Source organism: Pseudomonas sp. ADAK13, from assembly GCF_012935715.1.
In the GTDB taxonomy this organism is placed as follows: Bacteria; Pseudomonadota; Gammaproteobacteria; order Pseudomonadales; family Pseudomonadaceae; genus Aquipseudomonas.
In genome coordinates this window covers 1,508,278-1,525,704 of sequence record NZ_CP052860.1, presented here as the reverse complement: position 1 = coordinate 1,525,704, position 17,427 = coordinate 1,508,278, and the positions used below count along the sequence as shown (strand labels likewise).

Genomic DNA, 17,427 nt, shown 5'->3' with positions numbered 1-17,427 from the left:
TACCTGATATCAGCATAGAATCATTCAGCAAAAAGGGATTTTTTTTACGTGATTCAAAGCCTCGTCCTACTTGTTTGGCTGGCGCTGTGCGCTGTGCAAGATATCCGTCGACGTGAGATCTCCAACCGCTTGACCCTCGGCGCGGGCCTGCTGGCGCTGGTTTACCTCCTGTGGACTGGCACCACCTGGCTCGGCGCACCCGCTGCCGAGGGCGGCTTGGCGTTTGTCCTGGCCCTGCTGTTCACTGTGCCCGGTTACGCACTGGGCCGTCTTGGCGCCGGTGACGTGAAATTGATCGCGGCATTGGGGCTGGCGACCAACTCCTTCTACGTACTGGGCACGTTTATCGGTGCCGGCCTTGCCAGCGCGGCGTGGCTGCTGCTGGCGCCCAGGCTGTGGCCGCTGATGAATCAAGGGCTTAGGAATACTTTGCAATACCTTGATCCGGCACGCCCGACCAAGCAGCCGTTCGTGCCGTTTTTACTGATGGGTTTTTGCCTGGCCTGGCTTTGGATCCCATTAGTCGCCACGTAGGCTATCGCTATGTACATAGTAGGAAAGTACGTCTACGTTTATGGGTAGGTTGTATAGGAAAGTGGTCGGAATGGATCGGTCGGTCTTTGGCTTGCCCAGGCATGGAGTAGCGCGTGAACAAGCTTACCTCTGAAGTGAAAGTGCTCGTTGTCGATGATCAGCCCCTGATCGTGGAAGAGCTTTGCGAATTTCTTGAAAGCAGCGGTTACCGCTGCGTCCCTTGCCACTCCAGCCAGCAGGCCATCGAGCGCTTTCGCGACGATGCCGAAATCGGTCTGGTGCTGTGCGATCTGCATATGCCAGAGATGGACGGGATCGAGCTGGTCCAGGCCCTGCAACGCCTGGCCGGCAAGCAGCGGGTGTTTGAGGCCATCATGTTGACGGGGCGTGCAGACAAGCAGGACGTGATCAAGGCCCTGCGTGCCGGGATTGCCGATTACTACCAGAAGCCGATCAACCTCGGCGAACTGCTCGAAGGGTTGCAGCGCCAGGTCGTGGCGTTGCAAGACCGGCAGAAAAATCTCGACCTGGGGCATCTGAACCAGAAGCTGCAGTTTCTCTCGGCGTCCATCGACGATCTTTATCATGACCTCGACAAGGTGCGCAGCAGCCCGCAAGCCAGCTTGTCGACAGAGGCCGACGGCGACGTCAGCGACGCTGACCGCGTTGAAATACCGGCGATCTTCAATCAGCTGTCTCCGCGCCAGCTGGATGTCGCCAGGCTGGTAGGCAAGGGCCAGACCAACTATCAAATCGCCTGTGAGCTGGGTATCACCGAAAACACGGTGAAACTCTACGTGTCCCAGGTGCTGCGCCTGACCCATATGCACAACCGCACCCAGCTGGCGCTGGCGTTGTCACCGAGTAATTCGGCGGCCCGCCAGCGCGTCACGGCCCACTAGTTACTGCTGCCGCCACCGGGGGTGGAACCCCCCTGTTTCTGGTCGTAGTACTCGGGAATAGGGTGTTTGTAACTGTCCAGCCAACGTTGCATGGCCTGGTCGCGTTCAGCGGGCGAGGCCTTCTGTCGGTTGGCGGATGCCCGCTCGCCGCTGACTTGCAACTGCAGCCAGCCCTCGGTCTGTTTTTGTTGTGGCGAAGAAGGTCCGGGTTCAATCGCCAGAGCCGTCATTGGCAGGCCGGCTAGCAATAGCGTGGCGAGCAGTGTGAGTTTCATCGTGTGTACTCCCTTCTTGGACCTATTTGACCGGCGCCTGCGCCGCGTCGCTGGCGGCGGCGACCTGATCTTTTGGCGCGGTCGCCATGGATACGGGGGCTTTCAGTTGCTGCGCCCGGGCTTGGGCCTGCGTCACTTGTTCAGGGCTCAGGCCCATGCGGCTGGCCACTTGTGCGGCTTGCTCCCAGTTGTCCTGATAGATCATCAGCGTGACCAGATTGACCGCCGCCAGTTGATCACTTTGCTTGAGCTCCATGGCGGTGAGGAATTCAAAGCGCGCGTCTTCCACGCGCCGTTGATTGAGGTACACGACGCCCAGGTCGTTGCGGATTTTCTCGTCGGTGGGCGACATCCTGGCCGCGCGCTGCAAGTGCGCCATGGCTTGGCCGTTGTCACCCCGGGCGGCGGCCAATTGGCCCAGGCCGTGCTCGCCTTCGGCGGCCAGGCAGGTGCCGAGCAGGCTGCGGTACAACGGTTCGGCTTCGCTGCGCCCCAGCAGGCGGTACACCTTGGCCTGACGCTGGCGTACCTGGGGCAGGGTGTCCGGCAGGTTTTGCAGGTTGGCCAGGCTGGCGTGCAGCTTGCCCTCGTTGGCCATGTCGTCGGCCAGGTTCAACGACAACTCCTGATTGGAATTGGGCTTGGCACAACTGCCCTGAGCGCTGAAACCCGCCCATGGCAGCTGTCCGTTACTGGCACAACCACCGAGTAACAACAGGCTGCAGGCGATCATCACGGTCTTCATTGCATGTCCTCTCAAGGCGTGAAGGCTTTGGCGATGGCGATAAAGCCAGGGCCGGCCAATACGATCAGTAATGCGGGAAACAGGAACAGCATCATCACCACGGACATCTTGGCGGACATCTTGGAAATGTATTCCTGCAAGCGGGTCAGGCGCCGGTCATCCAGCAGTTGCTTGAGCGATTGCAGCGACTTCATCGCACCACCGCCCTGATGCAGTAGCTGCTGGAGGATCAGGCAGGTGTCGGTGAGTTCGTCGACGGCCAGCACCTGGCTGGCCTTGTTCAATTCTTCACCCAATTCCAGCCCGGAATCCACGCGCGCCAGCACCAGGCGCAGTTCGGCGGTCAGCACCGGCAACAGTTTCTGTGCGTCGTAGGCCATGACCCGAAGCGCCTGCTCTACGGCCATGCCGGACTCAAACAGGATGCGCACCAGGGGAATGAAGGTCGTCACTTCCCGGCCGATTCGTGCCTGGCGCTTTTTGGCGAGGGAAACCAGGACTCGCTTGGGCAGCAGGTAACCGATGATCAGGCCCAGCAGGGCGATCACAGCACCATGCTCGGTGTCGGGGAAAAACACATTCAGTGCCAGCGCGGTCAGGCCAAACAGGAGTATCGGCGCGCCGATCTGGCAAGCGGCAAACATCGAACGCTGGCTGGCCTTTCTCCAGCCCATGCGGTTGAGCAGGGTTTGGGTTTCGTTGTCGAGGCTGACGGTGCGTTGGCCGATCCGAGTACTGCCCAACTGGTGCAACCACTCACTCATCTTGTCGTTGCGGCCCGGCTCGCCTTGCAGCCGTTGGGTGACCAGGCGTTGTTGCCGACGACTGCTCAGGATATTGGCCAGCAGCAGCGATAACGCGGCAAGAAACAATACGGCACTGATCACTATCGCCATCTCATATGCTCCGCAACATGCGCCATAGCACCACGCAGCCGGTGATTTGCAAGGCGAACGCAGCGAGCATCAGGCGCTGGCCACTTTGGTCATCCCACATGGCCATCAGGTACGTCGGATTAACGATCAGGAAGTAGCCCGCGACACTCACCGGCAGCACCGCGAGTACCAGCGCGGTCACCCGGGTTTCACCCGTCATGGCGCGTAATTGCCGGGCGCCCTGGTCGCGCTCGCGAATCATCTTGATCAGGTTTTCCAGCAGCTCACTGGCGTTGCCTCCGTAGCGGTGGTTGACCTTGAGGCCCAGGGCAAACAGGCGCAGTTCATCCTGTTCATAAAACTCGGCATAGTCTTGAGCCGCGTCGGGCAGGCTGACACCCAGTTGCACATTGCGCTTGATACGGCCCATGGATTTTTTCAGCGGGTCGTCGCTGGCATCGATGCCGCTCAGGATCGCGTCCGCCAGGGTGCGTCCGGATTTGAGGCTGCGTACGGCGTGGTCGAGCAACTGCGGCAATTGCTCGATCATTCGGCGCAGCCGGCGCCGGTAGCGTACGGCGATGTACAGGCGCAACGCCAAGGGCGGTACTACCACCATCACGAACAGGCCTATCCACTGGCCCAGTAGCCCTCCCAGCAGGGCGCCAACGGCCCACAGGGTCAGCCACAGGCCCAGGCGTTCAGTCGGCCTGCCAAGGCCTGCACGGATAAAGGTGCGTTCCAGGCTGGTGGCTACCGCGTTGTCTTTCATGGACTGGGGCTGCCCTTCGGCCAGGCGTTTCAACACCCGGTCGGTCTGGGCCTTGCGCAAACCGTTGCGCATCAGGCTCACGCCGAGCACCAGAAGGGCCAGGGCAAGCAGGGCGAGCAGCATTGGACCGATCATCGGGTTGCCTCCTACACCGGCAGGTGGCCTTCGTGGCGCAACTTGTCGCCCGCAGGATTGACGGCTTCCCGCAGGAAGCCGAAGCCGGTGCGCTTGTCGTGGCGGAACAGGGTGTTGGTGACGTACACGTCCTCGCGTATGCCCACCACTTCCACCACCTCGCTGACGCAGCGTCGGCCATCGGGCAGGCGCGTCAGCTGGATCACTACATCCAGCGCCGCACAGATCATTTGCCGCAGGGTTTTTTCCGCCACGACCCGGCCGGTCAGGCCCACCAGGGTTTCCAGGCGCAGCAGGGCGTCCTGGGCGTTGTTGGCGTGCACGGTACTCATCGAACCGTCGTGGCCGGTGTTCATGGCGGTCAACACATCGATGACTTCCACGCCCCGAATCTCGCCGAGGATGATCCGGTCGGGCCGCATCCGCAGGGCGTTGCGGATCAAGTCACTGGCTTTCACCTCGCCATGCCCCTCGGCGTTGGGCGGTCGGGTTTCCAGGCGCACGACGTGAGGATGGCCCAGTTGCAACTCGGCCACGTCTTCAATGGTAACCAGGCGTTCGCGAGGGTTGATCAGTTGGCTGAGAATGTTCAGTAGCGTGGTTTTACCGGTGCCGGTACCGCCGCTGATCAGGATGTTGCAGCGTTTGCCGACGGCGTCCTGGAAGAACTCGAAAATCGCCTGGTCGATGGTTTGCATCGCCACCAGGTCGCTGCTTTTGAGCATGTCCTTGCGAAACTTCCGAATCGACAGGCAGGGCCCGTCGAGGGCAATCGGCGGGATGATCGCATTGACCCGGCTGCCATCGGGCAGACGCGCATCGACCATTGGCGAGGACTCATCCAGCCGCCGCCCGAGGGGCGCGAGGATGCGCTGCATGACCCGCTCCACATGGTGGTCGTCAATGAAGCGCAAATCACTCTGCTGCAGCAGGCCGTCGCGCTCGACGAACACCCGATGCGGGCCGTTGACCAGAATCTCGGTGACGGTCGGGTCGCGCAGCAGCACTTCCAGCGGGCCAAAACCGGTCAGCTCGTCGACGATCTCTTCGGCCAGGCGTTCCATCTCATAGCGGGAAATCGCCAGGTGCATGCGCGTGATGTATTCGGCGACCTTGTCGATCACAAATTGGGCAAGGGATTGGCGGGTGCCTTCCAGCAGGTTTTTCCCCGAATCCTCGATGGCATCGATGATGTAGCGATGCAGCACCAGTTTCAGGCCGTCGTGATCGGTGTTGCCGACGCTGCCGCGCGGGGCAACACCAAACAGCTTCTCGCCGCTCATTTGGTCCTCAGCAGGCGGTTAAGCCAGTTGGTGGAAGGTTTTTCCAGGCCTTCGGAGCGTTTTGCCAGGCGCTCGCCCAAGGCGCGCAACGCTTGCGTCAGGGCTTCCCGAGGCGCCAGGGAGAACAGGGTCTGGGCCTGGTTTTTCGCACTCAGGCGCACCTCCGGGCTCCAGGGTAATACGGCGATCACTTCCAGCCCGAAGCTTTTGCCCAGCGCTTCCGAGTCCGGGGCGGCGCCTTTCAGATAGCGGTCTACCAACAGGCGGGCATGCTCCAGTTTCATGCCTTTTTCGCGCCACAGGTTGAGCACCGCCAGGTTACGGCGGCAGTCCGGCACGCTTTGGTCGGTGCACCACAGCAGCTTGTCGCAATGGCTGACAAAGGTGCGCAGGGCTTCACTGTCGGGTTGCCCGGTCAGGTTCACCACAATGTGCTGGAAGTGCTGGCGCAGGGCGCTGAGCAACATGTACAGCTCGGCCGCACTGGTACGCTCCAGGGGCTCGTCATTGTTGTGGTAGGCGAGGATGCGCAGGCCGGCTTCGGCCGAGGTGAACGCGCTGTTGATCAGTGTTGAGTCCAGGCGTCGCAAGTGGCGCAGGGCATCGCCGAAATGAAAAGAGCTTTCCAGCCCCAGCAGCGCCAGGCTGTCCGCGAGCGGCAGGCCGAGGTCGAGCAACAACGTTTGCTGCCCGCTTTTTTGCACCACCAGCGCCAGGTGGCTGGCGATCAGCGCGCCGTCGGCATTGCCCTGGGTGCCGTAGAGCACGGTCAGCCCGCCCAGATGGGCGTTGGGGGTAACCGCCGGCAAGCGTTTACTCAGGCGGCGGACCAGGCCGGCGACTTCACTGGAGCGTGAGCCGTAGGCCACGAAATCCCGCGCACCGGCACGCATCGCGTTCAGTACAAGCTGGTTGTCCATGCCGTCACCCAGGGCCACGATGGCGAGCATCGGCTTGGCTTCCAGCGCGCCTTCGATCAGGGCGCACTGGGTGGTCACGTGTTCACGGTCCAGGCCGATAAACACCAGGTTGGCGAACGTCACGTCCACCAGCGCCAGCAGTTCGTCGAGGCTGCCGGCGCCGGCGCTGACCACTTGGCCCAGAGGCGCGAGTGCACCCTGGAGCCATTCCAGATCCGTGGTGTTGCGGGTAATTGCCAAAAACGTCTGGCTCAGGCTCTCGCTCATTCGGACAGTCCACTGCGGCGGTCGAAATTGCCGTTTTCGAGGAAATACAGGCGGTACCAGTTAGGGTCGTAATTGCGCAGTTTTTCCCCAGGCAACGAGGGCAGTTGAGCGTTGGCGGCCAGCGGCTGAACGAGGTGCGGGGTAACAATCATCAACAACTCTTTTTCCTGGCGACTGACGCTGGAATCGCGAAAGAACGCACCGAGGATCGGGACGTCGCCAAGGCCGGGAAACTTGCTGACGTTGGAGGTGTTGTTGGTGCTGATCAGGCCGCTGATCACGAAGCTTTCACCGTCGGCCAGGGAGATGCTGGTGTCGGTGCGACGGATCGTCAGCGCGGGCACCGAGATACCCTGGATGGTGACCGCGTTGCTGTAGTCCAGCTCACTGACCTCAGGCGCGACCTTCAGGGAAATTCGCCCATGGTCGATGACCGTCGGGGTCAGGGTCAGGCGGATACCGAACTCCTTGTACTCGATGGAGATGGTGTTGCTGCCGCTGCTGGGCACCGGGATCGGTACTTCACCACCGGCGAGGAAGGTCGCACTTTGCCCGCTGAGCGCCACCAGGCTCGGGCGGGCGAGGGTGTAGGCAAAACCGCTGCTTTCCAGGGCGTTGATCATGGCCGAGACACGCCCGCCGCCAAAGCCGATGTTGAAGGTGTCGTTGTTCACCGGGAGCCCGCGAAATCCCGTGGCCGCCGCGTTGGCGACGTTGTTGGGGGCACCAAACAGAAAGTTGCCGCCCCGGCCAAAGATCGAGGTACTGGCCTCCTTGAGCTTGGTGCGGCTCACTTCCACAAAGCGGATGTCGGTTTGCACCTGGCTGGGCAGTGTCGGGTCATCGGACGGCGACAGGGCCAGGCTGGTCAGGGCCGAGGTGGCTTTGCCTTGAACAAACACCATGCTTTGGCGCGGGCTGCTGGAACAGGCCGTCCAGACCATCAGACTGGTGGTGCCCGAGGCGATGCCGGTGAGCAGGAACGCCTGGTTGCCATTGACTTGCACATCGGCCACTTTCGGATCGCCGATGGCCAGTCGCGTAATCGGCACCGGCGATTGAATGGCCTGTTGATTGCCTTCGCCCACCTCCAGCACCGCCGGCAGCTGGCCCAGGCCTGCGCAATTACCTGACGCTGCCAGTGCCGCCCCGACGGGCAGGCTCAGGGTGAAAAGAGCCCCGAATACTCGTGAAAAAAACCAAACGGAACGACTGCTCATTCAAGGCATCCTTAGCGCTTTCAGGGCGTTTGTTGAGTCACCTGGTTGCCGCGTATCACCTCGACCCCCGAGCGTTTTGAAGCACCATTGGCTGTGGCCGGGCCGAAGCTGTTGGCGGGAGCCTGGCTGAAGGACAGTTGGTTGAACTGGTAGAGATCGCGCTTGGTGTTTTCCAGGTTGATCGCGGACTCCGTTTCACCGGCCCAGTATTGGCTCAGCAGTTGTTCGTCGGCACTGCGTACGGCCAGGCGCAGCACGCCGGATTGGGCCGCGAGCATCAGCCGGCTCAGCAGCTCCTCCGGCACGGCGAGCAGTACCGTACGTGCGCTGGCGCGACTCTGCTGTGCCTTGAGTTTTTCGTCCGGGGTGGTCGGTGGTACAGAGCCGGGCTTGCCATCGTTGGTCAGCCCCAATTGATCGCCGACGCCCAGCAGGCGCAAGGCGGGCACCACCACTTGTGCCGACTGCTGCGGGTTGCTGGCTTCCTGGCGCAGGAAGAGCAGGACGTCCACGTAGTCCCCCGGGGCCAGTTGCCCGCTGGCACCGATCACTTCATCCACGGCGACGGCCAAGGCGCGCTCGTTGGGGCGGATCATCCGCGCCAGGGTGCCACCGGCGTTGAAGCTCTCCTCGGTCAGCCAGGTACCGGCCGACAGCGGCCGCCAAGGCACCTTGCCCACGGCCTGGTCGAGGCTGGTCAGGCTGCCGGCGGGGACCGTGCGCAGTCTTTCCAGGGTCAGGTCGGCGGCAGTGAGTGCAACGAAGGGTGCAACATCGTGGGCCAGTACCACTACGGGTTGGCGTGTCTGGTCTTCGGCGACGGGTTGCACCACTTCAGGTGATGGGGTCACGGGCGGTGCGACAGGGGTAGGACGGCTGAGTACCAGGCCCCAGTAGCCTGCAATCAGCGCACCCACCAATAGCAGTCCGGCGAGGATCAAGCTAATGCGACTGTTCATGAAGGCTCTCCTTTTCCTGCTGCATCCACTGCTCTTTCCTACTAATACCTGCGTATTCGGATCGCTTCCTACATCTAACTATTTCGCTATTTGAAGGTAGTTCAGCTAGGACAAAATGCCATTACCGGGCGAAAAATATCTCCGGATCCTCTGGGAAAGTTGGATTTTTGGCGCCAGCGAGCCGACTAATACTTTGTGATTAATCAGTTCTTACAGTTGTTGGTATAGGGTTTGTTGACAATGCTCTAGTGGCACACCGGAATCATTTTGTGATGCCGCGGTACCAGCGCCATGGGCGCAAAGGAGAAGTCATTATGTTCCTTGATCTTATTCGCATGGGTTTCATCAAAGTCCAGATTTTTTTCTACTCGAAAGAAGGAGCGTCGGGTATCGAGTACGCGCTGGTGGCCGCGATGGTTGCTATCGGCTTGGCTGCCTTTGTCACCCCCATCCGGAATGCGGTGACAGGCGTCTTTACGCAGATTCAAGGCGCCATTCATACTTGACGCGGGTACTCGCGCAAACACGTGCAGGTTCCGCTGAATGATCTATTGCGCATCAGGCATTTCTCCATGAATTCCTCTTTGTCTCCGCGGCAACAAATCCTTTTGGTGGATGACGAAGAGGACGCCCTCATTGAACTGGCCGAGTCGCTGGAGAATGAGGGCTTTGTCTGTTTTACCGCCACCTCGGTGACCTTCGCGTTGCAGGAGTTGACCCTGCATCCCGATATCGCCCTGGTGATCACCGACCTGCGCATGCCCGAGGAAAGCGGTATCTCCTTGATCAAGCGCCTGCGCGAACACACTTCACGCCAGCACCTGCCGGTGATCGTCATGTCTGGCCATGCCGAGATGGACGATGTCAGTGACATGCTGCGCTTGCAGGTGCTGGACCTGTTTCGCAAGCCGATCTACCTGGTGCGGTTGATCGACACCCTCAACAACCTTTTCCCGATCCCCAAAATCAGACTGATGTAGGCACGAGCACGCTCGCTCCTGCAGCAGGGTTCAGAGTTGGTAGCTGAAACTCAGCGTATACCGTGGCCGCCGATTGAAGCTATCCAGGGCAATGTCTGACATTGGCTTGGCCGCTTCCAATGCGATGTTGTAGTACTTGTTATCGCCGAAGCGCAGGCCCACGGCCGCCGATGACATGTTGTTGCCCTTGACCGGCAATTCGTTGAACCAGGTCTTGGCCTTGTCCAGTACCACGTAGGGCTGCAGGATTTTTACCCACTCGCCGCTGCGGTTGAAGCTGTAGTTGACCTCATACGCCACGCCCCAACCCTTGTCGCCCGACCCCTGGTCATCCGGGTAACCGCGCCCGAAATTCTGCCCGCCGAACGTCGCGCGTTCGCTGTCGGGCAAGGTGTCGTCGCTCCAGTAAAAGGCCGCCGATGCCACGCCTTGCCAGTTGTCGAAGAACTTGTCGCTTTGTACGCCCGAGACGCGCAGGCGGAAGAAGTCGATGTCGGGCTTTATGCCCTCGAAGTCACTGCGGGTCTTGGCGCCCAGGCCGTCAATGCCCTGGTACAGGCCGGCGCTGAGGATGCGCAGCTGGCGCGTGTCGGACTTGCGCCAGTCACCTTCAAACGCCAGGGCGCGCAGGTTGGTTTCCAGGTCGAAACGTTGGGGGAAACCCACCAGTTGATAGCGGGTGGTCTGGTCCACGGCATACAGCCGCGTGCCCAGGGTCAACGACTCGGTGGGGGAGGCGATCAGCGGATGACTGAGGCCGACGGAGTAACGGTCAATCTCCTGGTGGGGCTTGAGTTCAAAACCGCCGTCCAGTTGCACATTGCTGCGCGGGTCGGCGCGGTAGCGCTCGGCGTTGACCACCAGTTGGGTACCCTCGGCATTCACGAACTGGCTGTAGCCCAGGCGGTAGTAGTGCTCCTTGTCCTCGCCGGGCGGGAACAGGCCGCTGACGCTCAACTGCTCGCCCATGGAGGTCTGGGAATTGCTGGTGCCGGTGATCAGGGCTTGCAGGCCGCCACGGCTGTCGTCCGTCATGCTCATGCTGCTGGTGAAGGGTTTGCGCGAGGCCTGGATCTGCATGCGCGTGCCGCCATCGGTGGTGCCCGGCGGCGGTACTTGCGCCTGCAGCGTTACCCCCGGAATACGGCCCATCAACGTGGTGTAGCGTTCGAAGGTCTTGCGGGTCAGCGGGCGTTCGGCCAGCAGCTTGGCTGCCAGCTTGTCGACGTAGGCCGAGACTGAGCCGATATCGCCCTGAACGTTGTAGTCCTTGATGTAGCCCTCCACCAGGATCACGTGCACCAGGCCGTTTTCGAAGCGCTGGTCGGGCAAGTAGGCGTAGGACAACAGGTAGCCGTCCTGCTGGTAGCGGCGGGTGATGCCACGGGTGGCTTCGATCAATTGTGCAAGGGTGGTTTCATGGCCAATCAGCGGCTCGAAAACCTTGGCCACGTCCTGGAGCGGGTAGATCGTTCCCCCGTCGATTTGCAGCTTGCGGATGGTCACTTTGGTGTCCATCAACAACGGTTGGCCCTGGGTCGCCGCCGGCTCGGGCAACTGGGTCTGGGGCGTGACCGGGCGATAGGCGTCGGCGGGGAGGTTGGGCACCGGCAGGTTGCGAATGGTGTCGTTGCTGTTGAGGAAACTGGGCAGGGTCTCGGCGTGGACACTGGCGGCAATGAGGGTGAGCAGAAACAACGGTGTCGAGGCGCGCATAGGACACTCCATGGTCAAACTGCAGCAGCGTTTCGCGGATTCCCGCCGGGTTCTGGGGCACGGTTCGGGAGGGCCTTTCACTGGCCAATAAAAAAGACGAGAGACTCATTGGAATCTCTCGTCTCAACCAAGCGTAGGCGCTGGAGGGGAGGCCGTCTAATGGCCAGGTGCAATTCTATTTTTTGCCGGTCAGCCCGCCGAGCAAGCCTCCCAGACCACCGCCTGTGTTTGCGTTTGCAGTGCCGCCGGCCGAGGCGCCGGCACCCACATTCAAACCACCGAGCAAGCCGCCACCGCTACCGCTGGTGCCGCCGGTGACCAAGCCGCCCACCGAGCCGACCGTATTGCCGACGGCATTCAGGGCTCCGCCCACAGCATTGGTGACCGGATTGGCATTGGCCGCCGTCAGGTTGGTGCCCAGGCCGCTGACTGCGCCGCCGACCTGGGTGACCAGACCGTTGACAGGGGCGCCGATACCGGTGCTGGTGCCGATGTTTTGAGTCAGGCCGGCAACGGCCGACGTTACTGGGTTCAGAGCTGCGCCGACATTCGTTGCCAGGCCTGCGACCGGCGCCGTGGCGCCCGTGTTGGCCACACCATTGCCGCCAATCAGCGTACCGAGGGATGCGACGGTGTTGCCCACTGCGCCGCCGGTGATGCCTGCTGCACTGACAGTGCCGTTGGTGTTACCGGCATTCAGGCCGTTGCCGACGTTGGCGACCAGACCACCGACGAGTTCAGGCAAGCCCGATTGCGGGGTTGTGGTGGCTGGATTAACGTAGCCGCTCGACTTATCAAGGGTGGTGCCCACGCCAGTCAACACGCCACCGACGAGCGTCCCGACTGGGTTGCCTGCGCCGCCGGCGCTGGCCACTTGGCCGCCAAGGCCGGTGACAGTGGAGCCGACTTTATCCAGTACTCCACCGACCGGGTTGCCCAGGCCGGTTTTATTCCCGAGGTTGCCGGTGGTGTTTTCGACCAGCGAGACGACAGGGACCAGCACGCTTTTGCCGACGGTATTGGTCACGTTGCCCAGTGGTCCGGTGGTGCTGGCCGTGCTCAAGGTGTCGCCGAGCATGGTCACGGTTTGGCCGACCTTATCGACCAGGCCACCTGCCGCACCGCCCACACCGCCGGTTAAACCGCCGACGACAGGAATGCCGCCCAGTGTGGTGCCCAGGGTTTTGCCGGTGTTGGACACGCCGGTGCCCAGGTCGGCAACGCCATCGGCCACACCGGCAACGGTGGTGCCCAAGGCATTGCTATTGGTGCCCAGTGTTCCCAGCCCATTGGTCACGCCGCTGCCGATGCTGTTGACGGCGGTGCCCGTCGCGGTGACCAGCCCGCCAGCGGTCGTGCCTACAATCGGGATGGTGGTCAGGGTTGTACCCAGGTCACCTACTGCGGTGCCGACATTACCGACGACACCGCCGACGGCGCCCACTACCTGGCCAGTGACCAGAGGCGTGGTCGAACCGGTACCGCCGCCTGTGCCACCACCTGTACCGCCGCCAGTGCCACCACCGGTGCCGCCGCCAGTGCCACCACCGGTACCGCCGCCAGTGCCACCACCGGTACCGCCACCTGTGCCGCCGCCAGTGCCACCACCGGTACCGCCACCTGTGCCGCCGCCAGTGCCACCACCGGTACCACCACCATCTGTGCCGCCGCCGGTACCACCGCCAGTTCCACCACCTGTTCCGCCGCCAGCATCCGGAGACGAAGCTGCGACGCTACTGTGATGACCGCCACCACCGCTGCTGCAGCCTCCGAGGCTTACTGCCAGAATCAGGGCCAGCGCGGTACTTGCTTTCCACAACACGACTTGAGTTTTCATGATTGAGATCCGTGCACCTGGTACAGCCTTTGTTGTTATCGAAGTTCGCTGTTTCTAGGGACAGCGATACATTCGTCCGTTATGGCTATAACAGTCCCGGGTACTTTTTCTCGCAACGCTCAACTTGGTATTAACGATTTATATACACGCAGGATTGGGCCGCTTAGCGACTAATACCAAGGGTATATAGGGGTAAGGGTTAAAAGTGGGTAGGCCTTTAAAATCAAGGTATTAATAAACTTAGCGGGCTATCGATAGCCCGCTATAACTTAGGGTGTATATACACAATTAATCACGCAATCGGCCGCCAGCGCCCCACCATATGCTCAATGTCCCCGGCGCCTTTTAGTTGCAACTCACCGCTGGAGCCGGCGGCACTTGCCAACAAGATGACTTCACTGGGCAAGCGCACCGGTTTTTTAAACTCGACGTCTATCTCGATATTGGCCGCCGGCAAATGCTCACTCAGGGCGGCCAGTGTGCGTGCCTTGTTCCACAGCCCGTGGGCGATCGCCTGGGGGAAGCCGAACAACCTGGCGGTGAGGGCACTCAAGTGAATCGGGTTGTAGTCGCCGGACACCCGAGCGTAGCGGCGGCCGATATCGACGGGGGCTTTCCAGCGGGTCAACTCACCGACGCTGGCGGGAGCTTGCAGGCTGTGATCCGTTGCAACGCCGTCAAGCTTCACGCCGCGACAGAGCATCCGGCTTTCGGCTTCCCACAGCAGCCCCAGTGAATCCTCGACCGTGGTGACGATATCGAACGTTGCCCCCTTGGCGTGGGGCTGCAAATTCTGCGCGTAGACGCCCACCGTAAGGTCACTCACACCGCCCAATGGGCGCAGGATGCGGATACGGTTGCTCAGGTGGATCAACCCCAGCAGCGGGAACGGAAATGCCTTGCCGGTGAGCAATTGCATCTGCAGGCCGAAGGCAAGGATGTGCGGATAGGTCGCCGGCAACACCGGGCTGTCGGCAAACCCGCAGACCTTGCGATAAGCCGCCACATCGCTGGCGTTCACGCTGACCCGGCAGCGCAACCCTTGTTCGGGCAACGTGGTGCCGGTGATCTTGCGCTTGAGGGCCGCGCGCCAATACAGCGGCGGCAGGAACGGGGTGCTGCCTAAGGTGTGCCACTCCATGCTTACGCTCCCAATAGACTTTGCCCACACACCCGCACTGCCTGCCCGCTGACCGCGCCGGAGCCCGGCTGGCCGAGCCAGGCCACGGCTTCGGCGACGTCCTGGGGCAAGCCGCCCTGGCCCAGCGAACTCATACGGCGCCCGGCCTCACGCAAGGCGAAGGGAATATGCGCGGTCATCTGGGTTTCGATAAAACCCGGGGCCACCGCGTTGATGCTGATCCCGCGCTCGCCCAGCAGCGGCGCCCAGGCCTGGGCCAGGCCGATCAGCCCGGCCTTGCTCGCGGCGTAATTGGTTTGCCCGCGATTGCCGGCAATGCCGCTGATGGACGCCAGCAGCACCACGCGGCCGTTGTCGTGCAAGGTGCCGCTGTCCAGCAGCGCCTTGGTCAGCACTTGCGGCGCGTTGAGGTTGACCGCCAATACCGCGTCCCAGTATTCCGGCGTCATGTTGGCCAGGGTTTTATCGCGGGTGATGCCGGCGTTGTGCACCACGATGTCGATGCCGTCCGGCAGGTGTTCGATCAACTGCGTGGCGGCGTCTTCGGCGCAGATATCCAGGGTGATGCTGCGGGCACCCAGGCGCGCGGCCAGGGCGTCAAGGTCAGCCTTGGCTTGTGGCACGTCCAGCAGGACCACTTCGGCACCGTCACGGGCCAGGGTTTCGGCGATCGAGGCGCCGATGCCGCGGGCTGCGCCGGTTACCAACGCTTTGCGCCCGGCGAGAGGGCGGGTCCAATCCTCGACCTGGGTCGCGCAGGCGTTCAGGCGAATCACCTGGCCGGAGATGTAGGCACTTTTGGGCGAGAGGAAAAACCGCAACGCCCCTTCCAACTGGTCTTCGGCCCCGTCGCCCACGTACAGCAATTGCAGGACGCCCCCGCTGCGCAGCTCTTTGGCCAGCGACCGGCTGAAACCTTCCAGGGCGCGCTGGGCACTGGCGGCAAACGGGTCGCTGAGGCTTTCCGGCGCGCGGCCCAGGATCACCAGATGCGCGCTGTGATCGAGATTTTTCAGCAGCGGCTGAAAGAATTCCCGCAGCTGTTTGAGTTGGTCGGTGTGCTGCAGTTGGCTGGCATCGAACACCACAGCCTTGAGCTTGGGCCCGTGGCCGGGAATCCAGGGGGTGGCCGTCGACGGTTCGCTGCCGTAGCTATAGATGGCGTCGGTCAGCTTGTTGGCGAACGGCAGTATTTTTGTCGCCAGCGGGCCGCCGCCGATCAGCAGCGCACCCTCCACCGGACGCAGGCGCCCGGCCTGCCAGCGTTCCAGGCGTACCGGTGACGGCAGGCCAATGGCGGCGACCAGGCGATGGCCGAGGCTGGAGTTGGCGAAGTCGATATAACGGTCAGACATGGAACGCTCTCCGAGTGCTGGGGTTCAAACGGTGGACCATCAATAGGTGAAAGTCGTTCGATTGAGCCTAGGCTAGTCTCAAAGACTCACCCCACAACCTTCAGGGAGCTTTCCATGACTCAATTGCGCCGGGTAGCGATCATTGGCGGTAACCGCATCCCCTTCGCCCGCTCCAACGGCCCTTATGCCACGGCGAGTAACCAGGCGATGCTGACCGCCGCCCTGGAAGGCCTGATCGAACGCTACAACCTGCACGGCCTGCGCATTGGCGAGGTGGCCGCCGGGGCGGTGCTCAAGCATTCCCGGGACTTTAACCTGACCCGCGAATGCGTGCTGGGCTCACGCCTGTCGCCGCAAACCCCGGCCTACGATATTCAGCAGGCCTGCGGCACCGGCCTCGAAGCGGCATTGCTGGTGGCGAACAAGATTGCGCTGGGGCAGATCGAAAGCGGGATTGCCGGTGGCGTCGACACCACGTCCGACGCACCGATCGGGGTGAACGAGGGGCTGCGCAAGATCCTGCTGCAAGCCAATCGCAGCAAATCCACGGCGGATAAATTAAAAGTCCTGTTACAACTTCGTCCCCATCACCTCAAGCCGGAGCTGCCGCGCAATGGCGAACCGCGCACCGGTTTGTCCATGGGGCAGCATTGCGAGTTGATGGCGCAGACCTGGCAGATTCCCCGCGCCGAGCAGGATCAGTTGGCGCTGGAAAGCCACCAGAAAATGGCCGCGTCCTATGCCGAAGGCTGGCAAAACGATTTGCTCACGCCCTTTCTTGGCCTGACCCGCGACAACAACCTGCGCCCCGACCTGACCCTGGAAAAACTCGCCAGCCTCAAACCCGCTTTTGAGCGCAGCGATAAGGGCACCCTCACCGCCGGCAATTCGACGCCACTGACCGACGGTGCTTCGTTGGTGCTGCTGGGCAGTGAAGCCTGGGCCCAGAAGCGGGGTTTGCCGATCCTCGCTTACCTGCGTGATGGCGAAGCGGCGGCAGTGGATTTCGTCAACGGCGCCGAAGGCCTGCTGATGGCGCCGGTGTATGCCGTGCCACGTTTGCTGGCGAGGAATGGTCTGACGCTGCAGGACTTCGATTACTACGAGATCCACGAAGCGTTCGCTGCCCAAGTGTTGTGCACGCTGAAGGCCTGGGAAGACCCGGAATACTGCAAGACCCGCCTGGGGCTGGACGCGCCGCTGGGTTCCATCGACCGCAGCCGGCTGAACGTCAAGGGCAGTTCATTGGCCGCCGGCCATCCGTTTGCAGCCACCGGCGGGCGCATCGTCGCCAACCTGGCCAAGCTGCTGGACGCCGCCGGCAAGGGCCGGGGCCTGATCTCGATCTGCGCTGCCGGGGGCCAGGGCGTCACGGCGATTATTGAGCGCTGATCTCGGCTATGATCGGGCCGCCGGTTAATCTGGCATATTGGATGCATTCTTAAGCGGTCAAAGGTCGGTACCCTCTCCCCGCGGCGAGAGGATTGCCGTATAACGAGTGCCATACGCGT

General features: G+C 62.0%; 17 protein-coding genes. 5 read left to right on the top strand and 12 right to left on the bottom strand.

What is annotated here, in order from left to right; genetic code table 11:
- The first annotated feature begins 48 nt into the window (after nt 1–48).
- Together HKK54_RS07295 and HKK54_RS07290 are read left to right on the top strand one after the other, a co-directional pair.
- Complete coding sequence (locus tag HKK54_RS07295; RefSeq protein WP_169386463.1) at nt 49–534, top strand: prepilin peptidase; 486 nt, start codon at nt 49–51, stop codon at nt 532–534.
- A 113-nt stretch (nt 535–647) separates the two neighbouring features.
- Complete coding sequence (locus tag HKK54_RS07290; RefSeq protein WP_169386462.1) at nt 648–1,436, top strand: response regulator transcription factor; 789 nt, start codon at nt 648–650, stop codon at nt 1,434–1,436.
- Here the strand turns inward: HKK54_RS07290 and HKK54_RS07285 are convergent.
- From HKK54_RS07285 to cpaB, 8 genes are read right to left on the bottom strand one after another with little or no spacing between them, the layout of a single operon-like run.
- Nucleotides 1,433–1,711 (bottom strand): DUF3613 domain-containing protein, encoded by a 279-nt coding sequence (locus HKK54_RS07285; protein ID WP_169386461.1) that lies wholly within the window; start codon nt 1,709–1,711, stop codon nt 1,433–1,435. The two genes, HKK54_RS07290 and HKK54_RS07285, sit on opposite strands and share 4 nt — an antisense overlap.
- A gap of 22 nt (nt 1,712–1,733) precedes the next feature.
- Entirely contained in the window at nt 1,734–2,456 is a 723-nt protein-coding gene (locus HKK54_RS07280) for a tetratricopeptide repeat protein (RefSeq protein WP_169386460.1), read from the bottom strand.
- An 11-nt stretch (nt 2,457–2,467) separates the two neighbouring features.
- A complete protein-coding gene (locus HKK54_RS07275) occupies nt 2,468–3,352 on the bottom strand; it encodes a type II secretion system F family protein (RefSeq protein ID WP_010174069.1) in 885 nt (294 codons plus the stop codon).
- A gap of 1 nt (nt 3,353) precedes the next feature.
- Entirely contained in the window at nt 3,354–4,238 is an 885-nt protein-coding gene (locus tag HKK54_RS07270) for a type II secretion system F family protein (RefSeq protein ID WP_169386459.1), read from the bottom strand.
- 11 nt (nt 4,239–4,249) lie between these two features.
- Nucleotides 4,250–5,521 carry a CpaF family protein gene (locus tag HKK54_RS07265; RefSeq protein ID WP_010174074.1) on the bottom strand — a complete coding sequence of 424 codons (1,272 nt, stop codon included), beginning with the start codon at nt 5,519–5,521 and terminating at the stop codon, nt 4,250–4,252.
- Entirely contained in the window at nt 5,518–6,708 is a 1,191-nt protein-coding gene (locus tag HKK54_RS07260) for a pilus assembly protein (RefSeq protein ID WP_169386458.1), read from the bottom strand. Before HKK54_RS07260 ends, HKK54_RS07265 begins: the two co-directional genes overlap by 4 nt.
- Nucleotides 6,705–7,928, bottom strand: coding sequence for a type II and III secretion system protein family protein (locus HKK54_RS07255; RefSeq protein WP_169386457.1), 1,224 nt, complete (start codon nt 7,926–7,928; stop codon nt 6,705–6,707). The genes HKK54_RS07260 and HKK54_RS07255 overlap by 4 nt, the downstream gene beginning before the upstream one ends.
- Before the next feature lie 20 nt (nt 7,929–7,948).
- Nucleotides 7,949–8,887 (bottom strand): Flp pilus assembly protein CpaB, encoded by a 939-nt coding sequence (gene cpaB, locus HKK54_RS07250; protein WP_169386456.1) that lies wholly within the window; start codon nt 8,885–8,887, stop codon nt 7,949–7,951.
- A 314-nt stretch (nt 8,888–9,201) separates the two neighbouring features.
- Between cpaB and HKK54_RS07245 the strand changes: the two genes are divergently transcribed.
- Both HKK54_RS07245 and HKK54_RS07240 read left to right on the top strand, forming a co-directional pair.
- Entirely contained in the window at nt 9,202–9,393 is a 192-nt protein-coding gene (locus HKK54_RS07245; RefSeq protein WP_169386455.1) for a Flp family type IVb pilin, read from the top strand.
- A 66-nt stretch (nt 9,394–9,459) separates the two neighbouring features.
- A complete protein-coding gene (locus HKK54_RS07240) occupies nt 9,460–9,867 on the top strand; it encodes a response regulator (protein ID WP_010174083.1) in 408 nt (135 codons plus the stop codon).
- Between the two features lie 30 nt (nt 9,868–9,897).
- On the opposite strand, the gene HKK54_RS07235 is transcribed toward HKK54_RS07240, so the two are convergent.
- The 4 genes from HKK54_RS07235 to HKK54_RS07215 form a co-directional block, all read right to left on the bottom strand.
- The gene (locus HKK54_RS07235; RefSeq protein WP_169386454.1) at nt 9,898–11,583 is read right to left on the bottom strand and encodes a ShlB/FhaC/HecB family hemolysin secretion/activation protein; all 1,686 of its coding nucleotides are present in this window, start codon (nt 11,581–11,583) and stop codon (nt 9,898–9,900) included.
- A gap of 175 nt (nt 11,584–11,758) precedes the next feature.
- Nucleotides 11,759–13,420 carry a collagen-like triple helix repeat-containing protein gene (locus tag HKK54_RS07230; protein WP_178120972.1) on the bottom strand — a complete coding sequence of 554 codons (1,662 nt, stop codon included), beginning with the start codon at nt 13,418–13,420 and terminating at the stop codon, nt 11,759–11,761.
- Between the two features lie 292 nt (nt 13,421–13,712).
- On the bottom strand, nt 13,713–14,561 hold the full coding sequence (locus tag HKK54_RS07220) for a MaoC family dehydratase (RefSeq protein WP_169386451.1): 849 nt from the start codon (nt 14,559–14,561) through the stop codon (nt 13,713–13,715).
- Nucleotides 14,562–14,563: 2 nt separating this feature from the next.
- A complete protein-coding gene (locus HKK54_RS07215; RefSeq protein ID WP_169386450.1) occupies nt 14,564–15,916 on the bottom strand; it encodes a 3-oxoacyl-ACP reductase in 1,353 nt (450 codons plus the stop codon).
- 114 nt (nt 15,917–16,030) lie between these two features.
- Here HKK54_RS07215 and HKK54_RS07210 point away from each other — a divergent pair, with 114 nt between their 5' ends.
- Entirely contained in the window at nt 16,031–17,308 is a 1,278-nt protein-coding gene (locus HKK54_RS07210) for an acetyl-CoA C-acetyltransferase (RefSeq protein ID WP_169386449.1), read from the top strand.
- Nucleotides 17,309–17,427: the final 119 nt, after the last annotated feature.